Source organism: Streptomyces sp. ASQP_92 (assembly GCF_025399895.1).
GTDB lineage: Bacteria > Actinomycetota > Actinomycetes > Streptomycetales > Streptomycetaceae > Streptomyces.
In genome coordinates, this window is the sequence record NZ_JAODUA010000018.1 from 47,304 (window position 1) to 62,190 (window position 14,887).

At 72.1% G+C, this 14,887-nt stretch carries 15 protein-coding genes; 8 read left to right on the forward strand and 7 right to left on the reverse strand.

All coding sequences use genetic code 11. The features are described from left to right. Positions 1-34: 34 nt before the first annotated feature. The 5 genes from N4G70_RS29635 to N4G70_RS29655 all read right to left on the reverse strand — a co-directional run bounded on the left by N4G70_RS29635 (position 35) and on the right by N4G70_RS29655 (position 4,629). Positions 35-1,243, reverse strand: coding sequence for a S8 family peptidase (locus N4G70_RS29635; RefSeq protein WP_261715826.1), 1,209 nt, complete (start codon positions 1,241-1,243; stop codon positions 35-37). 404 nt (positions 1,244-1,647) lie between these two features. Next, a complete protein-coding gene (locus tag N4G70_RS29640; protein WP_261715827.1) occupies positions 1,648-1,923 on the reverse strand; it encodes a hypothetical protein in 276 nt (91 codons plus the stop codon). 155 nt (positions 1,924-2,078) lie between these two features. Beyond that, a complete protein-coding gene (locus N4G70_RS29645; RefSeq protein WP_261715828.1) occupies positions 2,079-2,504 on the reverse strand; it encodes a hypothetical protein in 426 nt (141 codons plus the stop codon). Positions 2,505-2,904: 400 nt separating this feature from the next. Beyond that, positions 2,905-3,318 (reverse strand): PaaI family thioesterase, encoded by a 414-nt coding sequence (locus N4G70_RS29650; RefSeq protein ID WP_261715829.1) that lies wholly within the window; start codon positions 3,316-3,318, stop codon positions 2,905-2,907. Positions 3,319-3,408: 90 nt separating this feature from the next. After that, positions 3,409-4,629 (reverse strand): amidohydrolase family protein, encoded by a 1,221-nt coding sequence (locus tag N4G70_RS29655; protein WP_261715830.1) that lies wholly within the window; start codon positions 4,627-4,629, stop codon positions 3,409-3,411. Between the two features lie 206 nt (positions 4,630-4,835). Between N4G70_RS29655 and N4G70_RS29660 the strand changes: the two genes are divergently transcribed. The 4 genes from N4G70_RS29660 (at position 4,836) to N4G70_RS29675 (ending at position 9,096) form a co-directional block, all read left to right on the forward strand. Then, a complete protein-coding gene (locus N4G70_RS29660) occupies positions 4,836-7,844 on the forward strand; it encodes a BTAD domain-containing putative transcriptional regulator (RefSeq protein WP_315904306.1) in 3,009 nt (1,002 codons plus the stop codon). 207 nt (positions 7,845-8,051) lie between these two features. Then, positions 8,052-8,255: a hypothetical protein gene (locus N4G70_RS29665; RefSeq protein WP_261715831.1), complete on the forward strand. Its 204-nt coding sequence runs from the start codon at positions 8,052-8,054 to the stop codon at positions 8,253-8,255. A gap of 219 nt (positions 8,256-8,474) precedes the next feature. Next, positions 8,475-8,834: a hypothetical protein gene (locus N4G70_RS29670; protein ID WP_261715832.1), complete on the forward strand. Its 360-nt coding sequence runs from the start codon at positions 8,475-8,477 to the stop codon at positions 8,832-8,834. Further along, the gene (locus N4G70_RS29675; RefSeq protein WP_261715833.1) at positions 8,827-9,096 is read left to right on the forward strand and encodes a hypothetical protein; all 270 of its coding nucleotides are present in this window, start codon (positions 8,827-8,829) and stop codon (positions 9,094-9,096) included. Before N4G70_RS29670 ends, N4G70_RS29675 begins: the two co-directional genes overlap by 8 nt. 2 nt (positions 9,097-9,098) lie before the next feature. On the opposite strand, the gene N4G70_RS29680 is transcribed toward N4G70_RS29675, so the two are convergent. Next, complete coding sequence (locus N4G70_RS29680; RefSeq protein ID WP_261715834.1) at positions 9,099-10,691, reverse strand: FadD3 family acyl-CoA ligase; 1,593 nt, start codon at positions 10,689-10,691, stop codon at positions 9,099-9,101. A 91-nt stretch (positions 10,692-10,782) separates the two neighbouring features. On the opposite strand from N4G70_RS29680, the gene N4G70_RS29685 reads away from it, so the two are divergent. Genes N4G70_RS29685 through N4G70_RS29695 form a run of 3 tightly spaced genes read left to right on the forward strand, consistent with a single transcriptional unit; the run spans position 10,783 to position 13,136 of the window. Continuing rightward, entirely contained in the window at positions 10,783-11,931 is a 1,149-nt protein-coding gene (locus tag N4G70_RS29685; RefSeq protein ID WP_261715835.1) for a lipid-transfer protein, read from the forward strand. A 3-nt stretch (positions 11,932-11,934) separates the two neighbouring features. After that, on the forward strand, positions 11,935-12,366 hold the full coding sequence (locus tag N4G70_RS29690) for a Zn-ribbon domain-containing OB-fold protein (RefSeq protein WP_261715836.1): 432 nt from the start codon (positions 11,935-11,937) through the stop codon (positions 12,364-12,366). After that, complete coding sequence (locus N4G70_RS29695; RefSeq protein ID WP_261715837.1) at positions 12,363-13,136, forward strand: enoyl-CoA hydratase/isomerase family protein; 774 nt, start codon at positions 12,363-12,365, stop codon at positions 13,134-13,136. The genes N4G70_RS29690 and N4G70_RS29695 overlap by 4 nt, the downstream gene beginning before the upstream one ends. A 41-nt stretch (positions 13,137-13,177) precedes the next feature. Here N4G70_RS29695 and N4G70_RS29700 read toward each other — a convergent pair whose 3' ends face one another. Beyond that, positions 13,178-13,777, reverse strand: coding sequence for a hypothetical protein (locus tag N4G70_RS29700; RefSeq protein ID WP_261715838.1), 600 nt, complete (start codon positions 13,775-13,777; stop codon positions 13,178-13,180). A 183-nt stretch (positions 13,778-13,960) separates the two neighbouring features. On the opposite strand from N4G70_RS29700, the gene N4G70_RS29705 reads away from it, so the two are divergent. After that, positions 13,961-14,770, forward strand: coding sequence for a hypothetical protein (locus tag N4G70_RS29705; RefSeq protein WP_261715839.1), 810 nt, complete (start codon positions 13,961-13,963; stop codon positions 14,768-14,770). Positions 14,771-14,887 lie beyond the last annotated feature (117 nt).

Consider the following 14,887-nt stretch of genomic DNA (forward strand, 5'->3'; position numbering starts at 1 on the left):
TCGTCAGGCAAGGGGTGTGCGGGCGGCGGTGGGGTCAGCGCGGCACCTTGATGGCGAGAAGCCGGTTCGGGGATCCGGCGCCGGGCCTCGTGACGACGCCGGTCGTGGCCGCGGCGGTCAGCGCGGCGGCCACCTGGGCGGGCCGCGCCGTGGGGTGGTCGGCCAGGTAGAGGGCCGCGGCCCCGGCCGCGTGCGGGGCCGCCATGGACGTACCGGAGTCGGTGACGGTGGCGGTGTCGCTCGCGTTCCAGGCCGAGGCGATGGACTCCCCCGGCGCGAACAGGTCCAGCGCGCCGCCGTAGTTGGAGAGGCTGTCGCGGGAGTCCCGCTCGGTGGTGGCCCCCACGGTGATGGCTTCGCGGACCCGGGCCGGGGAGTGCAGGGACGCGTCCTGACTGTCGTTGCCCGCCGCGACGGTGTACGTCACACCGGAGGCGATGGACCTGCGGACCGCCTGGTCGACCACCGCGTCCACCCCGCCGCTGAGCGACAGGTTGGCGACGGCGGGCTTGGCCGCGTGCCGCGTCACCCAGTCGATGCCCGCGACGATCTGCTCGGTGGTGCCGGAGCCCGCGTCGTCGAGCACCCGCACCGCGACGATCTTCGCCTTCTTGGCGACGCCGTAGCGGCTGCCCGCGGCGATGGCCGCGACATGGGTGCCGTGACCGCTTCCGTCCTGGGCCACGAGGTCGTCGTCGATGGCGTCGTAGCCGTGGGAGGCCCGGCCGCCGAAGTCCTGGTGGGTGATGCGCACCCCGCTGTCGATGATGTACGCGGTCACGCCGGACCCGGCGCCGGCCGGGTAGGTGTACCTCCGGTCCAGCGGCAGCTTCGGCTGGTCGATCCTGTCGAGCCCCCAGGACGGCGGCCGGGGCTGGGAGGCGGTGACGTGGAAGGTGCGGTCCGCCGAGACCGACGCGACCGCGGGGTCGCGGGCGAGCCGCTCGGCCTGCGCCTCGGAGGCCCGGACCGCGTAGCCGTTGACGGCCTGCCGGTAGGTGCGCTTCACGGTCACGCCGTACTTCCGGGCGACGGCCCGTCCCGCGGCGGAGTCGGCACGGGCGACCGCGTCCTTGAGGGTGACGATGTAGCTGCCGGAGACGGCGTCGGCCACGCCGGTCCGCGCGGTGCGGCCCTGTTCGGCCGGGGCGGCGGACGCTCCGGTCGCGGGGCCGGACGACAGGCCCGCGGTGATCACGCCGAGGGCCGTCAGACCCACGGCGATGCTTCGCGCCCATGACATGGCAGGGGTATCTCCTCGATCAGGGGTGGAATGCAGTGGATGCGCCGCGGGGCCTCGGAGCGAGCCCGGTAGCCGCTCGCCTGCGCGGGGCTCGGGTAGGGTGCGACGTGCGTTATCGCAAGGGGGAGGAAGTCTTCACGGGCAGTCTGAACAGGCGTGGAAACCGAAAGGCCGTTCGCGAGCTTCTTCCCCCGATGACGTCTTCGCCGTCGCCAAGTCCCCGATTACCTCTTCAGGGCCGGACAGCACATCTCTTCACGACGCAAAACAAATCGCGGAATGCGCGTCGCACCTATGCATTCATCCAGGGTGCTTTCATGGCTGTATTGCCCGGCCTTAGTGCACGGCACTATTGCATGGCTGTCATGCACGGCTGTATTGCATGGCTGCTTTCACGGCAGCTTTCATGGCCGCAGCACCAGGGCGATCAACTGCCAGACCAGTATGGCGTGGACGAGAATGCACATACCCCAGTGCGCCGACCGGCGCGTGGAGTGGCGCAGGACCCACGCCCACTCGACCGCCACCAGAACGACGGACAGGGCCCACAGCCCCCAGGAGAGCGAACTCCACAGGGGCGCGGTCCGGTCCGCGAGGATCCCGATGACCGCCAGCGGTGCGAGGGCCAACAGCGGCAGGGCCCACGCGCCTTGAGCGCGAGGGGACTTGGTGTCGTTCATCCAGAACGCTCCGTCTCGGCGTAGGGCGGTGTCGGCCGGGTCCGTCCGGACGGACCCGGCCGACACCGCGCGCTGAACACTCCGGGGAGATGTCGCGTGCACCCCGGATGCGACTGGCCGGGGGGACCGTCAACGGGCCGGTCCCCCCGCCGTCATCAGTGCAGGGCGTTGTAGATGTCGAGAATCGTCAGGCCGGGGCTGACGGCCGCGAGCGGGGCCTTCACCCACCAGGACAGGCCGTCGTACCACTTCTTGAAGTCGCTGTACTTGCCCGCGATGGCCTTGGCGAAGCCGCCCACCTTGCTGAAGGCGGCGCGGATGGCGGACCACTTGCTGGCCGCGGTGAACTCGCCGCTGGCGATCTGCTTCATCTCGGCCTGCTCGGCCGGGGTGAGCTGGGCCGCCAGCGGGCTCGCCAGGAGGGCGTGCGCGGCCTGCTGGGCCTCGGCCTGCTGGGTGACGGAAACGGCCTGCGGCGCGGCGACCCGGGCCTCGGAGGCCTGGGCGAGGCCGGCGGCCCCGCCGAGGGTGACGGCGGCGATGGCGGAAACGGCGGCCATGCGCAGAGAGTTGCGGTTCATTCGATTCTTCCCTTGCGTCGTCGCAAGGGGGAATAAGCCCATAAGGGCAACCCGAACAGGCGTGGAAACCGAAAGGTCCCCCCGGACTTCATTCCCCCGATTACCCGGCCCTCGCGTCCCCGTGGTCAAGGAGGAGCGCGACGACCGACACCCGGCCTTTCGGTGCCAGGCACGACTGAACGTAACACGCCAAACGATCAGTTGGCCACCGATGGCGGCCGACGATTTCCAACCCCGGTTGGTCGGCGGCTGATATAGCACTGGCAATGTGTTGGTCAAGGGCAACTACGCGGCGGTCGAGACCAGTTGTGCCGCTTCCGGCGCGTGCGGGCCGGGGCGGGGCGGGGCCGCGCGAGCGGTGGGGGGAGCCGCGGCCGAGGGCGCCTCGGCCGAGGTCGTCTCAGCCGAGCAGGGCGTACACCGTGGAGGCGTGGGCGGCCGGCTCGTCGGCGCCTGCCGCGGTCATGGTGATGTCGGCGAACGCCGTCCGGCGCCCCAGTTTGGTGACGCGCGCGTCCAGGAGCACGTCGGCTCCGGTCACCGGACGCTGGAAGGTGGTGGACTGCTGGACCGTCGTCATCGGCCCGTACGCACCGCGCGCACAGGCCACCGCGATGACGGTGGCGGTGTCGGCGGCGGCCAGCAGGGCCTGCCCGCTGAGCCCGCCGCCGTCCCGCGCCAGCCGCCCGGACCAGGGCAGCCGCAGCAGGGCCCGCCCGTCCCCGACCTCCTCCACCACGAGCCCGAGGTCGAGCACCCAGGGGGCGAAGTTGTCGGCCAGGATCTTCTCTGCGTCATCACGGGTCAGCGCCATGCCCCCATGGTGGCGTCCGGGACGACGGATGTCATGGACGGGTGCACCGACGCCAAGCAGTCGTTGCGGGCCGGGAGTTGAAGCGGATCCCTACCGCCCCGCCCACAACCCCTCCCCCGTGAGCCCCAGCAACTCGATCGCGTTGCCCCGGACGATCCGCTCCACCACCTCGGGCGACAGATGGCCCATCTGGGAGGCGCCGACCTCCTTGGACTTGGGCCAGGTCGAGTCGGAGTGCGGGTAGTCCGTCTCGTACAGGACGTTGGCGACACCCACCGCGTCCAGGTTCCGCAGCCCGAAGGCGTCGTCGAAGAAGCAGCCGTACACGTGCTCGGCGAAGAGCTCCGACGGCGGGCGGTGGACCTTGTCGGCCACGCCGCCCCAGCCCCGGTTCTCCTCCCAGACCACGTCCGCGCGTTCCAGGATGTACGGGATCCAGCCGATCTGACCCTCGGCGTACATGATCCTCAAACGCGGGAAGCGCTCGAACTTGCCGCTCATCAGCCAGTCGACCATCGAGAAGCAGCAGTTGGCGAAGGTGATGGTCGAGCCGACCGCGGGCGGGGCGTCCGGCGAGGTGGAGGGCATCCTGCTGGACGAGCCGATGTGCATCGCGATCACCGTGCCGGTCTCGTCGCACGCCGCGAGGAAGGGATCCCAGTCGTCGGTGTGGATGGAGGGCAGGCCCAGGTGCGGGGGTATCTCGGAGAAGGCCACCGCGCGCACCCCGCGCGCGGCGTTGCGGCGCACCTCGGCGGCGGCGAGTTCGGCGTCCCAGAGCGGAATCAGGGTGAGCGGGATCAGGCGGCCGTGCGCTTCGGGGCCGCACCACTCCTCCACCATCCAGTCGTTGTACGCGCGCACCCCGAGCAGGGCGAGTTCGCGGTCGCTCGCCTCGGTGAAGGTCTGGCCGCAGAAGCGGGGGAAGGTGGGGAAGCAGAGCGCGGACTGGACGTGGTTGACGTCCATGTCGGCGAGGCGGGCGGGAACGTCGTAGGAGCCCGGGCGCATCTGCTCGTACGTGATGACCTCCAGCTTTATCTCGTCCCTGTCGTAGCCGACCGCCGTGTCGAGGCGGGTCAGCGGGCGGTGCAGGTCCTCGTACACCCACCAGTCGCCGATCGGCCCCTCGTCCCCCTTCGCGCCCATGACGGGCGCGAACTTGCCGCCCAGGAAGGTCATTTCCTTCAGGGGGGCCCGCACGACGCGGGGTCCGATGTCGCGGTATTTCGACGGGAGGCGGTCGCGCCAGACGTGAGAGGGCTCCACCGTGTGGTCGTCCACCGAGATGATCTTCGGGAAGGTCTCCATGTCGTTAACGGTAGACCTGATCTGACGATCCGTCAGCTAGTTGGCGGCGCCGTCCTGGCCCGCTCCGGGCGGCCGGAGCCCGCGTTGAGTGTGCAGGGCATGTGTCGAAGCCTTGTGCAGAGCGTCACCCGTTGCTGACGCGACCCCTCCGGACAGGGCAGACTGGCGGGGAGCACACCAGGAGTACGGGGGTACAGGGGGCAGCTATGGACCGTGACGGCGGGCCGCGCGTACCGGAGCAGCGCGCTCCGGTACCGCCGCCCCAGCGCGCGACGGAGCGGCTCGACCAGGGGAGGCCCGGAGCAGCACCGCAGATGCCCGGCGCCGGGCTTCGCTTCGGCGTACTCGGACCCGTGCGGGCCTGGCGGGGCGAGGAGCCCCTGCCGTCCGGCTCCCCGCAGCAGCGCGCCCTGCTCGCCGCCCTGCTGCTGCGCGACGGCCACACCGCCACCGCGGCCGAACTCATCGACGCCATCTGGGGGGACGAGCCCCCCTCGCAGGCCCTGGCCGCGCTCCGTACGTACGCCTCACGGCTGCGCAAGATCCTCGACCCCGGGGTCCTGGTCAGTGAATCCGGCGGCTACGCGATCCGGGCCGGGGCCGCCACCCTCGACCTGGCCGTCGCCCAGGAACTGGCGGCATCCGCCGAGAAGGCGCGGGCCGGCGGCGAGAAGGGCCGCGCGCGCGAGCTCCTGAACGCCGCGCTCGCGCACTGGGACGGCGAACCGCTGGCCAACGTGCCGGGCCCGTACGCCGAGAACCAGCGCACCCGGCTCGCCGAGTGGCGCCTGCAACTCACCGAGGTACGCCTGGACATGGACCTGGAGGCGGGCTGCCACGCCGAGGCCGTCTCCGAGCTGACCGCGCTGACCGCCGCCCATCCGCTGCGCGAGCGGCTGCGCGAGCTTTTGATGGTGGCCCTGTACCGCAGCGGCCGCCAGGCCGAGGCGCTCGCGGTGTACGCGGACACCCGGCGGCTGCTCGCCGACGAGCTCGGCGTCGACCCGCGGCCCGAACTGGCCCGTCTTCAGCAGCGCATCCTGCGGGCCGACCAGGATCTGGCCCGCCCTCCCGCCAGCGCCCCCGCCACCGTCGCCGCGCCGGTGCGCCCGGCCCAACTTCCCGCTTCCGTACCGGACTTCACGGGCCGCGCGTCCTTCGTGCGCGAGCTCACCTCACGCCTCGCGAACGCGAAGTCGACGGTGATGGCGGTCTCCGCGCTCGCCGGCATCGGCGGCGTCGGCAAGACCACCCTGGCCGTGCACGTCGCCCACAGCGCCCGCCCCCACTTCCCCGACGGCCAGTTGTACGTGGACCTCCAGGGCGCGGGCCAGCACGCGGCCGAGCCGGACACCGTCCTCGGCGCGTTCCTGCGCGCGCTCGGCACCCCGGACTCGGCGATCCCCGAGTCGATGGAGGAGCGCGCCGCCCTGTTCCGCTCCACGCTGGACGGCCGGCGGGTCCTGGTGCTGCTCGACAACGCGCGCGACGCGGCCCAGATCCGTCCGCTGCTGCCCGGCACGGCGGGCTGCGCGGCGCTCGTCACCAGCCGTATCCGCATGGTCGACCTGGCCGGCGCGCACCTCGTCGACCTGGACGTGATGTCCCCCGACGAGGCGCTCCAGCTCTTCACCAGGATCGTCGGCGAGGAGCGGGTGTCCGCCGAGCGCGAGGCGGCCCTGGACGTGGTCGCCGCCTGTGGTTTCCTGCCGCTCGCCATCCGCATCGCCGCCTCCCGCCTGGCCTCCCGCCGCACCTGGACGGTCTCGGTCCTCGCCGCCAAGCTCGCGGACGAGCGCCGTCGCCTCGACGAGCTCCAGGCCGGGGACCTCGCGGTCAAGGCGACCTTCGAGCTCGGCTACGGCCAGCTGGAGCCCGCCCAGTCGCGTGCCTTCCGGCTGCTCGGGCTTCCCGACGGGCCCGACATCTCGCTGGCCGCGGCCGCCGCCGTCCTCGACCTGCCCCAGCAGGAGACCGAGGACCTCCTGGAATCCCTGGTGGACACGTCCCTGGTGGAGTCGGCCGCGCCGGGGCGCTACCGCTATCACGACCTGGTACGCCTCTACGCGCGTTCGTGCGCCGAGCGCGATGATCTGGCGCCGGCCGAGCGCGAGTCGGCGATGTCGCGGCTGCTCGACTTCTATCTGGCGACGGCGGCCGGGGTGTACGCCCTGGAGCGCCCGGGCGACCGGCTCGTGGACCACCTGGAGCCGACCACCTACCGGGGTCTCTCCTTCGCCGACCGCCACTCGGCGCAGGACTGGCTGTACACCGAGGCCGACCCGCTGCTCGCCTGCGTACGCCAACTGTCGGGGCCGGGCACCCTGCGCCGCGCCGTCGACCTGCTGTACGCGGCGCTCGACCTCGGCGAGTCCGGTGCCAACTCCCGGCAGTACGAGGCGACCGCGCAGGCCGTCCGCGAGGCGGCCCGCACCCGGGGCGACACCCAGGCCGAGGGACGGGCGGTGATGACGCTGGCCAACGTGCACCAGCTGGCAGGCCGCTTCGAGCCCGCCGACCGCGAGGCCCAGGAGGCGATGCGGCTCGCCGGCGCCACCCGGGACCCGCTGCCGCTGTGCTGGGCCTCCAACGCGCGCGGCATCATCGCGCTCTACCAGAACCGGCACACCGACGGCGAGACCCATCTGACGCGCGCCATCGAGGCGTTCCGCGCGGACGACAACCGGCCCGGCGAGGCCAGCGCGCTGTGCAACCTGTCCCGTATCCACCTGGCGATGGGGCGTACCGCGAGCGCGGTCACCCTCGCGCAGGAGGGCATCGACATCTACGACTCGATGGGTCACGAGCTGCGCGGCGCCAACGCCCGGTACGCGCTGGGCCTGGCGCTCACCAAGAGCGGCCAGTTGTCCGCGGCGGCGGGCCGGCTCGACGAGGCGCTGGCGGTCTTCCGGGACAGCAGGCAACGCCTGTGGGAGGGCATGACCCTGTTCCGGCTCGCGGAGGTCGACCTCGCGGGCGGGCGGCCCGCGCAGGCCGCGGCCAACGCCGAGATGGCGCTCACGGTGCTGCGCGGCATCGGCGGGGAGTGGCGGCGCGGCAATGTCCTGACGGTGCTCGGCCAGGCCCTGGCGGGCATAGGGCACGCGGGCCGGGCCCAGGTCTGCTGGCGTGACGCACTGGTCATCTTCGAGGAGCTGGGCTCCCCCGAGGCGGTCCAGGTCCGGGCTCTGCTCAGCCCCCTGGCGGCCGCATAACGCCCCTGGTCAGCGCGTTCATTGAACGTTTATCGGCACCCGTCATTGTCTTCCGTGTCGGCCCGCCGCGTCGGGGGGCGCGCAAGCCGACGGGAAGGCCGAACGTACTCTGTCGGCCCTGGCAAGTCCGTCCGGCCACCCTCGGGGGAGTGGCCGGACGGTTTCGCCGATTCCATCAGGCAGCGTCATCAACGGGAGATGAGAACCATGGCCGACGTGAAGAAGAACGAGCCGCCGATCGTCACGCCGCAGGACCAGCACGCCACGGACCAGCCCGCCATCGCCACCCTGGACCAGCACGCCACGGGCACCCCGATCGCCACCCTCGACCAGCACGCCACGGACGAGCCGGCCATCACCACACTCGACCAGCACGCCACCTCGGAGCCGTTCAAGCCGACGGCCCAGTAAGCCCATCCGAGCGGGGGACGGCCGCGGCGGCACAGGAGGGGAGCCGCCGCGGCCGGGGGGACACGACCGCGGTGCGGACCCGCTGGGGGGCGGGGACGCGCCGCGGTTCTGTGCGCGTTCCGGCGCGGCCGGGCAGCTTCCTCACCCCTGTCCCCCGGTGTGCCCGCGGCCTCCGCGCACCTGCCGTACTGTGGCCCTGGCACCTCGGAAAGGACCAGGATGAGCGCACAGCACACCGACCCCGGCGGGCCCCTCATCCCGCGCCCGGAACGCGGCCCCGCGGCTCTGCGCATCGCACTGGCCCAGGTGGCGCCGCATCGGCTGCCCGAGATGGAGCAGCAGAAGGACGAGGCGATCGCCTTGGCCGCGCGAACCGATTCGCTCGGCCCGATCGTGCAGTTCCTGGAGTCCTGGGCCGTTGTCATCGAGATCGCGCGTTTCCCCGCCGTCGCCGCCCGCCTGCGCTCCGCCGAATACGCCGCCCAGGTCCTCGACCGCGAGGATCCCGCGTGGCAAACGGCCATGGAGGAGATCCGCACCGTGTACCTGCGGGCCCGGGAGTCGCTCGCGCATGAGTGAGTGGCGCTGGGAGTACGAGCCGAACAAGACACACGTGGTGGGTGGAGAGACGCCTCCACCCTCCGATCTCGTCGCGGAGGTGGAGCGGCGCGCCGCCGAGATCGCCCGAGCCGCGGCTGCCCTGCATCTGGACGGCACGCGCTACCAAGGGGTGGGGGACGGAGTCCAGACCGCCTTCGTGCCCGGCGGAATGTTCCTCTATCTGACCATCGTGCGGCACCAGTGCGTGTACGTCCTCCAAGTGACGGCATCGCCCATCTGAGCTCATCTCCCCCGCAACTCCCCCTTCACCACCTTCCCGCTCGCGTTGCGCGGCAGCTCCGGGACGAATTCGACCTCCCTCGGCACCTTGTAGTTGGCCATCTCGCGGCGGGACCAGGCGATCAGGTCGTCCGCCGTCAGGGGGGAGCCGGGGCGGCGCACGACGTAGGCGCGGCCCACTTCGCCCAGGCGGGGGTCGGGGATGCCGATGACGGCCGCGTCGGCCACCTCGGGGTGCAGGCACAGGAGTTGCTCGATCTCCGCCGGGTAGGCGTTGAAGCCGCCGACGATGAACATGTCCTTGATCCGGTCGGTGATGCGGAGGTTGCCTTCCTCGTCCAGGACGCCGACGTCGCCCGTGTGCAGCCAGCCCCCCGCGTCGATGGCGCGGGCCGTCTCCGCCGCGTCCTCGAAGTAGCCCCGCATCACGTTGAAGCCGCGGACCAGGATCTCGCCGGGCTCACCGGGGTCGGCCAGGACACGGACCTCGGTGCCGGGTATCGCGCGGCCCGAGGTCGAGGCGATGACCTCCGCCGGGTCGCCGCGTCGGCACATCGTGACGATGCCGCTCGCCTCGGACAGGCCGTACGCGGTCAGGACGGTGTCCACGCCCAGCTCGCCCCGCAGCCGTTCGACCAGCCGCAGCGGCACCACCGCCGCCCCGGTCACCACCAGGCGCAGCGCGCTCAGGTCGTGCTGATCGCGTGCGGGGTGGTCCAGGAGGGACTGGTGCAGGGTGGGCGGGCCCGGCAGGACCGAGATGCGTTCGGCGGCGATGTTGGCGAGCGCGGTGTCGATGTTGAACACCGGCTGCGGCACCATCGTGGCGCCCCGCATCAGCGAGGCGATGATGCCGGCCTTGTAGCCGAAGGTGTGGAAGAACGGGTTCACGATCAGATAGCGGTCCCCCTCGCGCAGCCCCGCGAGCTCGGCCCAGATCGCATAGCCGCGCAGCGTCTGCGCGTGGGTAATCACCGCTCCCTTGGGGCGGCCGGTGGTGCCCGAGGTGTAGACGATGTCGGACGGCGCGTCCGGCGCGATGGCGTCCGCCCTGGCCCGGACCTCCGCCCCGGACACGGCCTCGCCGCCGGCCAGGAAGTCCTTCCAGGTGCGGAAGGACTCGGGGGCGTCGTCGGACAGGACGACCACCTGCTCCAGGTGCGGGAGGGAGGGGAGGGGGCCGGTCCCGGGGCCCTCGGCGGTCGCCCGGCGCAGCGAGGCGACGTAGGAGGTGCCGAGGAACGTGCCGGTGATGAACAGCAGCTTGGCGCGGCTGCTGTCGAGGACGTACGCCGCCTCGGCGCCCTTGAACCGGGTGTTCAGCGGTACGAGCACCGCGCCCGCGCTCACCGCGCCGAGCGCCGAGACGATCCAGTCACCGGTGTTGGGCGCCCAGATGGCGACCCGGTCACCGGGTTCGACCCCGGCCGCCAGGCACGCGGCGGCCGCCCGCTCCACCCGCTCACCCAGCTCCGCGTACGAGACACGGCCGCGGCCCTCGACGACGGCCTCGCGCTCGCCGTACCGGGCGGCCGCGTCGCGCACCAGCTTGGCGATCGTGCCCCACTGAAGGTCCCCGCGCACCGCATGCCCCATCGAAAGCCCCTCCGCCAGTAGCTGACTAACCGTCAGATTAGCTGTAGCCTCCTCCGCTGTCAGCACTGGTGACGCTCGTGGAGGTGGGGCCATGGCCACCCTGAAGGACGCGACAGCCATCGTCGGGATAGGGCAGACGCCCTTCGCCAAGCAACTGCCCGAATCCGAGAAGACCTTGGCGTGCCGCGCGATCCTCGCCGCCCTCGACGACGCGGGCATCAGCCCTTCGGAGGTGGACGCGTTCGCCTCGTACACGATGGAGGAAACCGACGAGGTCGAGGTCGCCAAGTCCATCGGCGCGGGGGACGTGACCTTCTTCAGCAGGATCGGCTTCGGCGGCGGGGGCTCCTGCGCCACCGTCGGGCATCTGGCCACCGCGATCGCGGCCGGGCAGGCGAGCGTGGGGGTGGCCTGGCGGTCCCGAAAGCGGGGCAGCGGCCCAAGGCCCTGGAAGAACACGTCCGTTCAGCTCCCCACCCCCGCCCAGTGGACGCGCCCCTTCGGCCTGTTGCGGCCCGCCGACGAGATCGGCATGCTGGCCCGCCGCTATCTGCACGAGTACGGCGCCACCCGCGACCACCTCTTCAACGTCGCCCTCGCCTGCCGCAACCGCGCCAACCAGAACCCGGCCGCGATGATGTACGAGCGCCCGCTGACCCGCGAGATGTACATGACCTCCCGCTGGATCAGCGATCCGCTCTGCCTCTTCGACAACTGCCTGGAGACAGACGGGGCGTTGGCGTGCGTGGTCGTTTCCGCCGAGCGCGCCCGGGACTGTCGGCGGAAGCCGGTGTACGTGCACTCGGCGGCCCAGGGTCTGCCCGCCCAGCACCACGGCATGGTCAACTACTGGAACGACGACCCGCTCACCGGGCCCGCCTGGACCGCCGCCCGACACCTGTGGAAACAGGCCGACTTCGGCCCGGACGAGATCGACGTGGCCCAGATCTACGACGCGTTCACCCCGCTCATCCCGCTCTCCCTGGAGGGCTACGGCTTCTGCGGGCGCGGCGAGGGCGCCGCCTTCACCGAGGGCGGCGCCCTGGAGATCGGCGGCCGACTGCCCCTCAACACCGGCGGCGGTGGCCTGAGCGAGGCCTATGTGCACGGGTTCAACCTCATCAACGAAGGCGTCAAACAACTGCGCGGCAGCAGCACCGCCCAGGTCCCGAACGCCGCCACCTGCCTGGTCACCGCGGGTGAGGGAGTCCCCACCTCCGCCCTTCTGCTGAGGAGTTGAGCGATGCTGTCACCCGTTGTGGACGACGACGGCGCACCCTTCTGGGAGTACGCCGCCGCAGGTGAACTCCGCGTCCAGGCCTGCGCCGCACCCGACTGCGGCCGCCTCCGCTTCCCGCCCCGCCCGTGCTGCCCGCACTGCCACTCCTTCGACAGCGAGTGGCGCAGGATGTCGGGCCGCGGCCGCATCTGGTCCTACGTCCTGCCCCACCCGCCCCTGCTCCCCGACTACGCGGCACAGGCCCCCTACAACGCGGTGATCGTCGAGCTCGCCGAGGATCCGCTGATCCGGCTCGTCGGCAACGTGGTGGCCGAGCCGGACGCCGCGCTCGACTCCGTCGACCCGGCCCGGCTGAGGATCGGCGCACGCGTACAGGTCGCGTTCACCGAGGTCGACGGGGTGAGCGTGCCGCGCTGGCTCCCGGAGCGCGCGTGAGCGTCCTGGTGACCCGCGACAAGGAGACCGGCGTCGCGGTCGTCACCCTGAACCGGCCCGAACGCCTCAACGCCATCGACCTGGACACCGCACGCCAACTGGACCACGTCTGGCGGGAGTTGCGCTTCGACGACATGGTCCGCGCGGTCGTCCTGACGGGCGCCGGGGAGCGGGCGTTCTGCACCGGGATCGACCGCTCGGCCGAGGTGACCCAGCCCTCGTCCCCGTACTCGACCGACGATCCCCTGATCGCGATCGGACCCAAGGCCAACGACCTGTGGAAGCCGGTCGTCGCCGCCGTGCGCGGGATGGCCTGCGGCGGGGCGTTCTACCTGCTGGGCGAGGCCGAGTTCCTCATCGCCGCCGAGGACGCCACGTTCTTCGACCCGCACACGACGTACGGAATGGTCAGCGCGTACGAGTCCATGTACCTCGCGCTGCGCATGCCGCACGGCGAGGCGGCCCGGCTCGCGCTGATGGGCACGGCCGAGCGGATGTCGGCGCGGCGGGCGTACGAGATCGGCTTCGTGAGCGAACTCGCCGCGCCCGGCGAGGAGTTGACGTCCGCACTGCGCTGCGCGGAGACGATCGCCTCGTTCCCGACCGAGGCCGTACAGGGCACGGTCCGCTCGCTGTGGGCCGCGAAGGAGGCCACCCTGGCCCAGGCCCACTCCCGCGCCCCCGCCTTCGTCGCCCTCGGAAACCTGCCACCCGAACGGCAGGCGGAACTGTTCGGCGGGCGCCGCTCCAAGGACTTCCGGGTGCGGTGAGAAGGCGCGGCGGCGTGGGGCCGGGCGCGGCCGGACCGGGGCTAGTTGGCCGACGCCTGCGCCTCGCAGTGGTTCACCTGGGTGACCATGGAGGGGTGACTCATCGGCACCTTGACGGTCTGGGTGGCGCTGGGGCCCATGGTCACCGGGGCGGATCCCTCATCGACGGTCTTGCCGAGCGCGTCGTAGAAGGTGACCCGCACCAGATAGCGGTGGCTGCCGCGGCCGGAGCCGGTACTCACCCGCACGGAAGAGACGTCCTGCTTGTCGGACGGCGACGCACAGACCGTGACGGTCGCGGTGACACTGGGCGCGGCGCCAGAGCCGCCCGTGGTACCCGTGGTGCTCGTGCCGGTGGTGTTGTTGTAGCGGTTGCCGTTGTAGCCGCTCGTGTAGCCGCTGGTATAGCCACTGCCGCTGGTACTGCCGGAGCTGGTACCGCTGCCGCTGGAGCCGGTGTCGCTCGTAGCGCTGCTACTACTGCCGCCCCCGCTGCTGCTACTGCTACCGCTACCGCCACTGCTGTCCGAACTCCCGTTGCTCTTGTGGGAGTTGGAGCAGCCGCCGCCGGAGCTGTGGCTCTTGCCGTGGCTGCCGTGACTGGAGAATCCGGTCAGCGCGAGCCCCAGCCCAAGCGCCATGGCCGCGCATTTCATTCCACGACGTATCACCGTCGCACCCCCTCCGAAGACCGGCCGACACCCTAACAGTGGCGCGGTGCGGCAGCCGGACTCCCGCGGGGTTCCGGGCGCCGGGTAGCGGTGGGCGCATGCCGGGCGTAGCGTCGGCAGCGAGAGCCGCTCTCATTGAGGAGGGCCGAAGAGATGGTCCGCAACGTCCTCGGCTCGGTCCTCGCTCTCGCCGGAGCGACGGCCGCCGTCTGGAGCCCCTTCCGTGCCTGGTACGACGGCCGTCACGGCAGCACCTACCGCATCGACGACCTGTTCTCGGGCATCTCCGCCGACAAGGCGGTGGTGGCCGGCTCGCTGCTGCTGCCCTTCGCCTTCGCGGCCCTCGTGACCCTGGTCGGTCTGGTGCTGCGATCCCGAGCCCTGCTCGTGGTGGCCGGTCTCGTCGTGCTCGGGTTCACCATCCTGTGGATGGTGCGACAGGGCCAGGCGGCGGGCCATCTGACCGTCGACTCCTCCGGGAACGGGCTCGGCCAGGGCGTCGGGATCGCCCTGGGCGGCGGACTATTGCTGCTGATCGCGGCGGCCCTGACTCCCCCGCGCCGCCGGGCCGGGCCGGAGTCCGCCGGCCGCGTCGACGCCGCTACCGTGGGCGCCCCGTACGAGCCGTCGGCGGAGCGCACCCCTGAGACTCCGGCGGAGCGGCATCACCCGTACGGGGCACCCGGCGTGGGGCGGCACGAGCCGCCGGTCGAGGACCCGCACGAGGCACCCGGCGCGGGGCGGCGCGAGCCGGGCGCCGAGGACCCGCACCGTACGACCCGAGAAGCTGCGCCCGGGGACTACGAGCGCGACGCGGCGCCGCCCCGCGAGGACCCGCACGAGGCGCCCACCCGGCACTCGCAGGAGCCTCCGCCCCGGCACCCGTACGGCGGGCCGCCGCCCGTGAATCCCTACCGGCAGCCCGGCGAGGGCGGGCCGCAGCAGCCTCCGCGACGAGACTGAGCGGTCCCGGCCGAAGGGACTGAGCGACCGGGTCGCGGGTCCGCGGATCCTGCGTCCGGGGTCTTGCGCGTCAGGGGTCCGGCGTCACAGGCCCCGCGTCACAGGCCCCGCGTCACA

Excerpts from the sequence above, each read along its gene's own strand:
- N4G70_RS29635 (WP_261715826.1), bottom strand. The coding sequence starts at position 1,243 with ATGTCATGGGCGCGAAGCATCGCCGTGGGTCTGACGGCCCTCGGCGTG.
- N4G70_RS29640 (WP_261715827.1), bottom strand. The coding sequence starts at position 1,923 with ATGAACGACACCAAGTCCCCTCGCGCTCAAGGCGCGTGGGCCCTGCCG.
- N4G70_RS29645 (WP_261715828.1), bottom strand. The coding sequence starts at position 2,504 with ATGAACCGCAACTCTCTGCGCATGGCCGCCGTTTCCGCCATCGCCGCC.
- N4G70_RS29650 (WP_261715829.1), bottom strand. The coding sequence starts at position 3,318 with ATGGCGCTGACCCGTGATGACGCAGAGAAGATCCTGGCCGACAACTTC.
- N4G70_RS29655 (WP_261715830.1), bottom strand. The coding sequence starts at position 4,629 with ATGGAGACCTTCCCGAAGATCATCTCGGTGGACGACCACACGGTGGAG.
- N4G70_RS29660 (WP_315904306.1), top strand. The coding sequence starts at position 4,836 with ATGGACCGTGACGGCGGGCCGCGCGTACCGGAGCAGCGCGCTCCGGTA.
- N4G70_RS29665 (WP_261715831.1), top strand. The coding sequence starts at position 8,052 with ATGGCCGACGTGAAGAAGAACGAGCCGCCGATCGTCACGCCGCAGGAC.
- N4G70_RS29670 (WP_261715832.1), top strand. The coding sequence starts at position 8,475 with ATGAGCGCACAGCACACCGACCCCGGCGGGCCCCTCATCCCGCGCCCG.
- N4G70_RS29675 (WP_261715833.1), top strand. The coding sequence starts at position 8,827 with ATGAGTGAGTGGCGCTGGGAGTACGAGCCGAACAAGACACACGTGGTG.
- N4G70_RS29680 (WP_261715834.1), bottom strand. The coding sequence starts at position 10,691 with ATGGGGCATGCGGTGCGCGGGGACCTTCAGTGGGGCACGATCGCCAAG.
- N4G70_RS29685 (WP_261715835.1), top strand. The coding sequence starts at position 10,783 with ATGGCCACCCTGAAGGACGCGACAGCCATCGTCGGGATAGGGCAGACG.
- N4G70_RS29690 (WP_261715836.1), top strand. The coding sequence starts at position 11,935 with ATGCTGTCACCCGTTGTGGACGACGACGGCGCACCCTTCTGGGAGTAC.
- N4G70_RS29700 (WP_261715838.1), bottom strand. The coding sequence starts at position 13,777 with ATGGCGCTTGGGCTGGGGCTCGCGCTGACCGGATTCTCCAGTCACGGC.
- N4G70_RS29705 (WP_261715839.1), top strand. The coding sequence starts at position 13,961 with ATGGTCCGCAACGTCCTCGGCTCGGTCCTCGCTCTCGCCGGAGCGACG.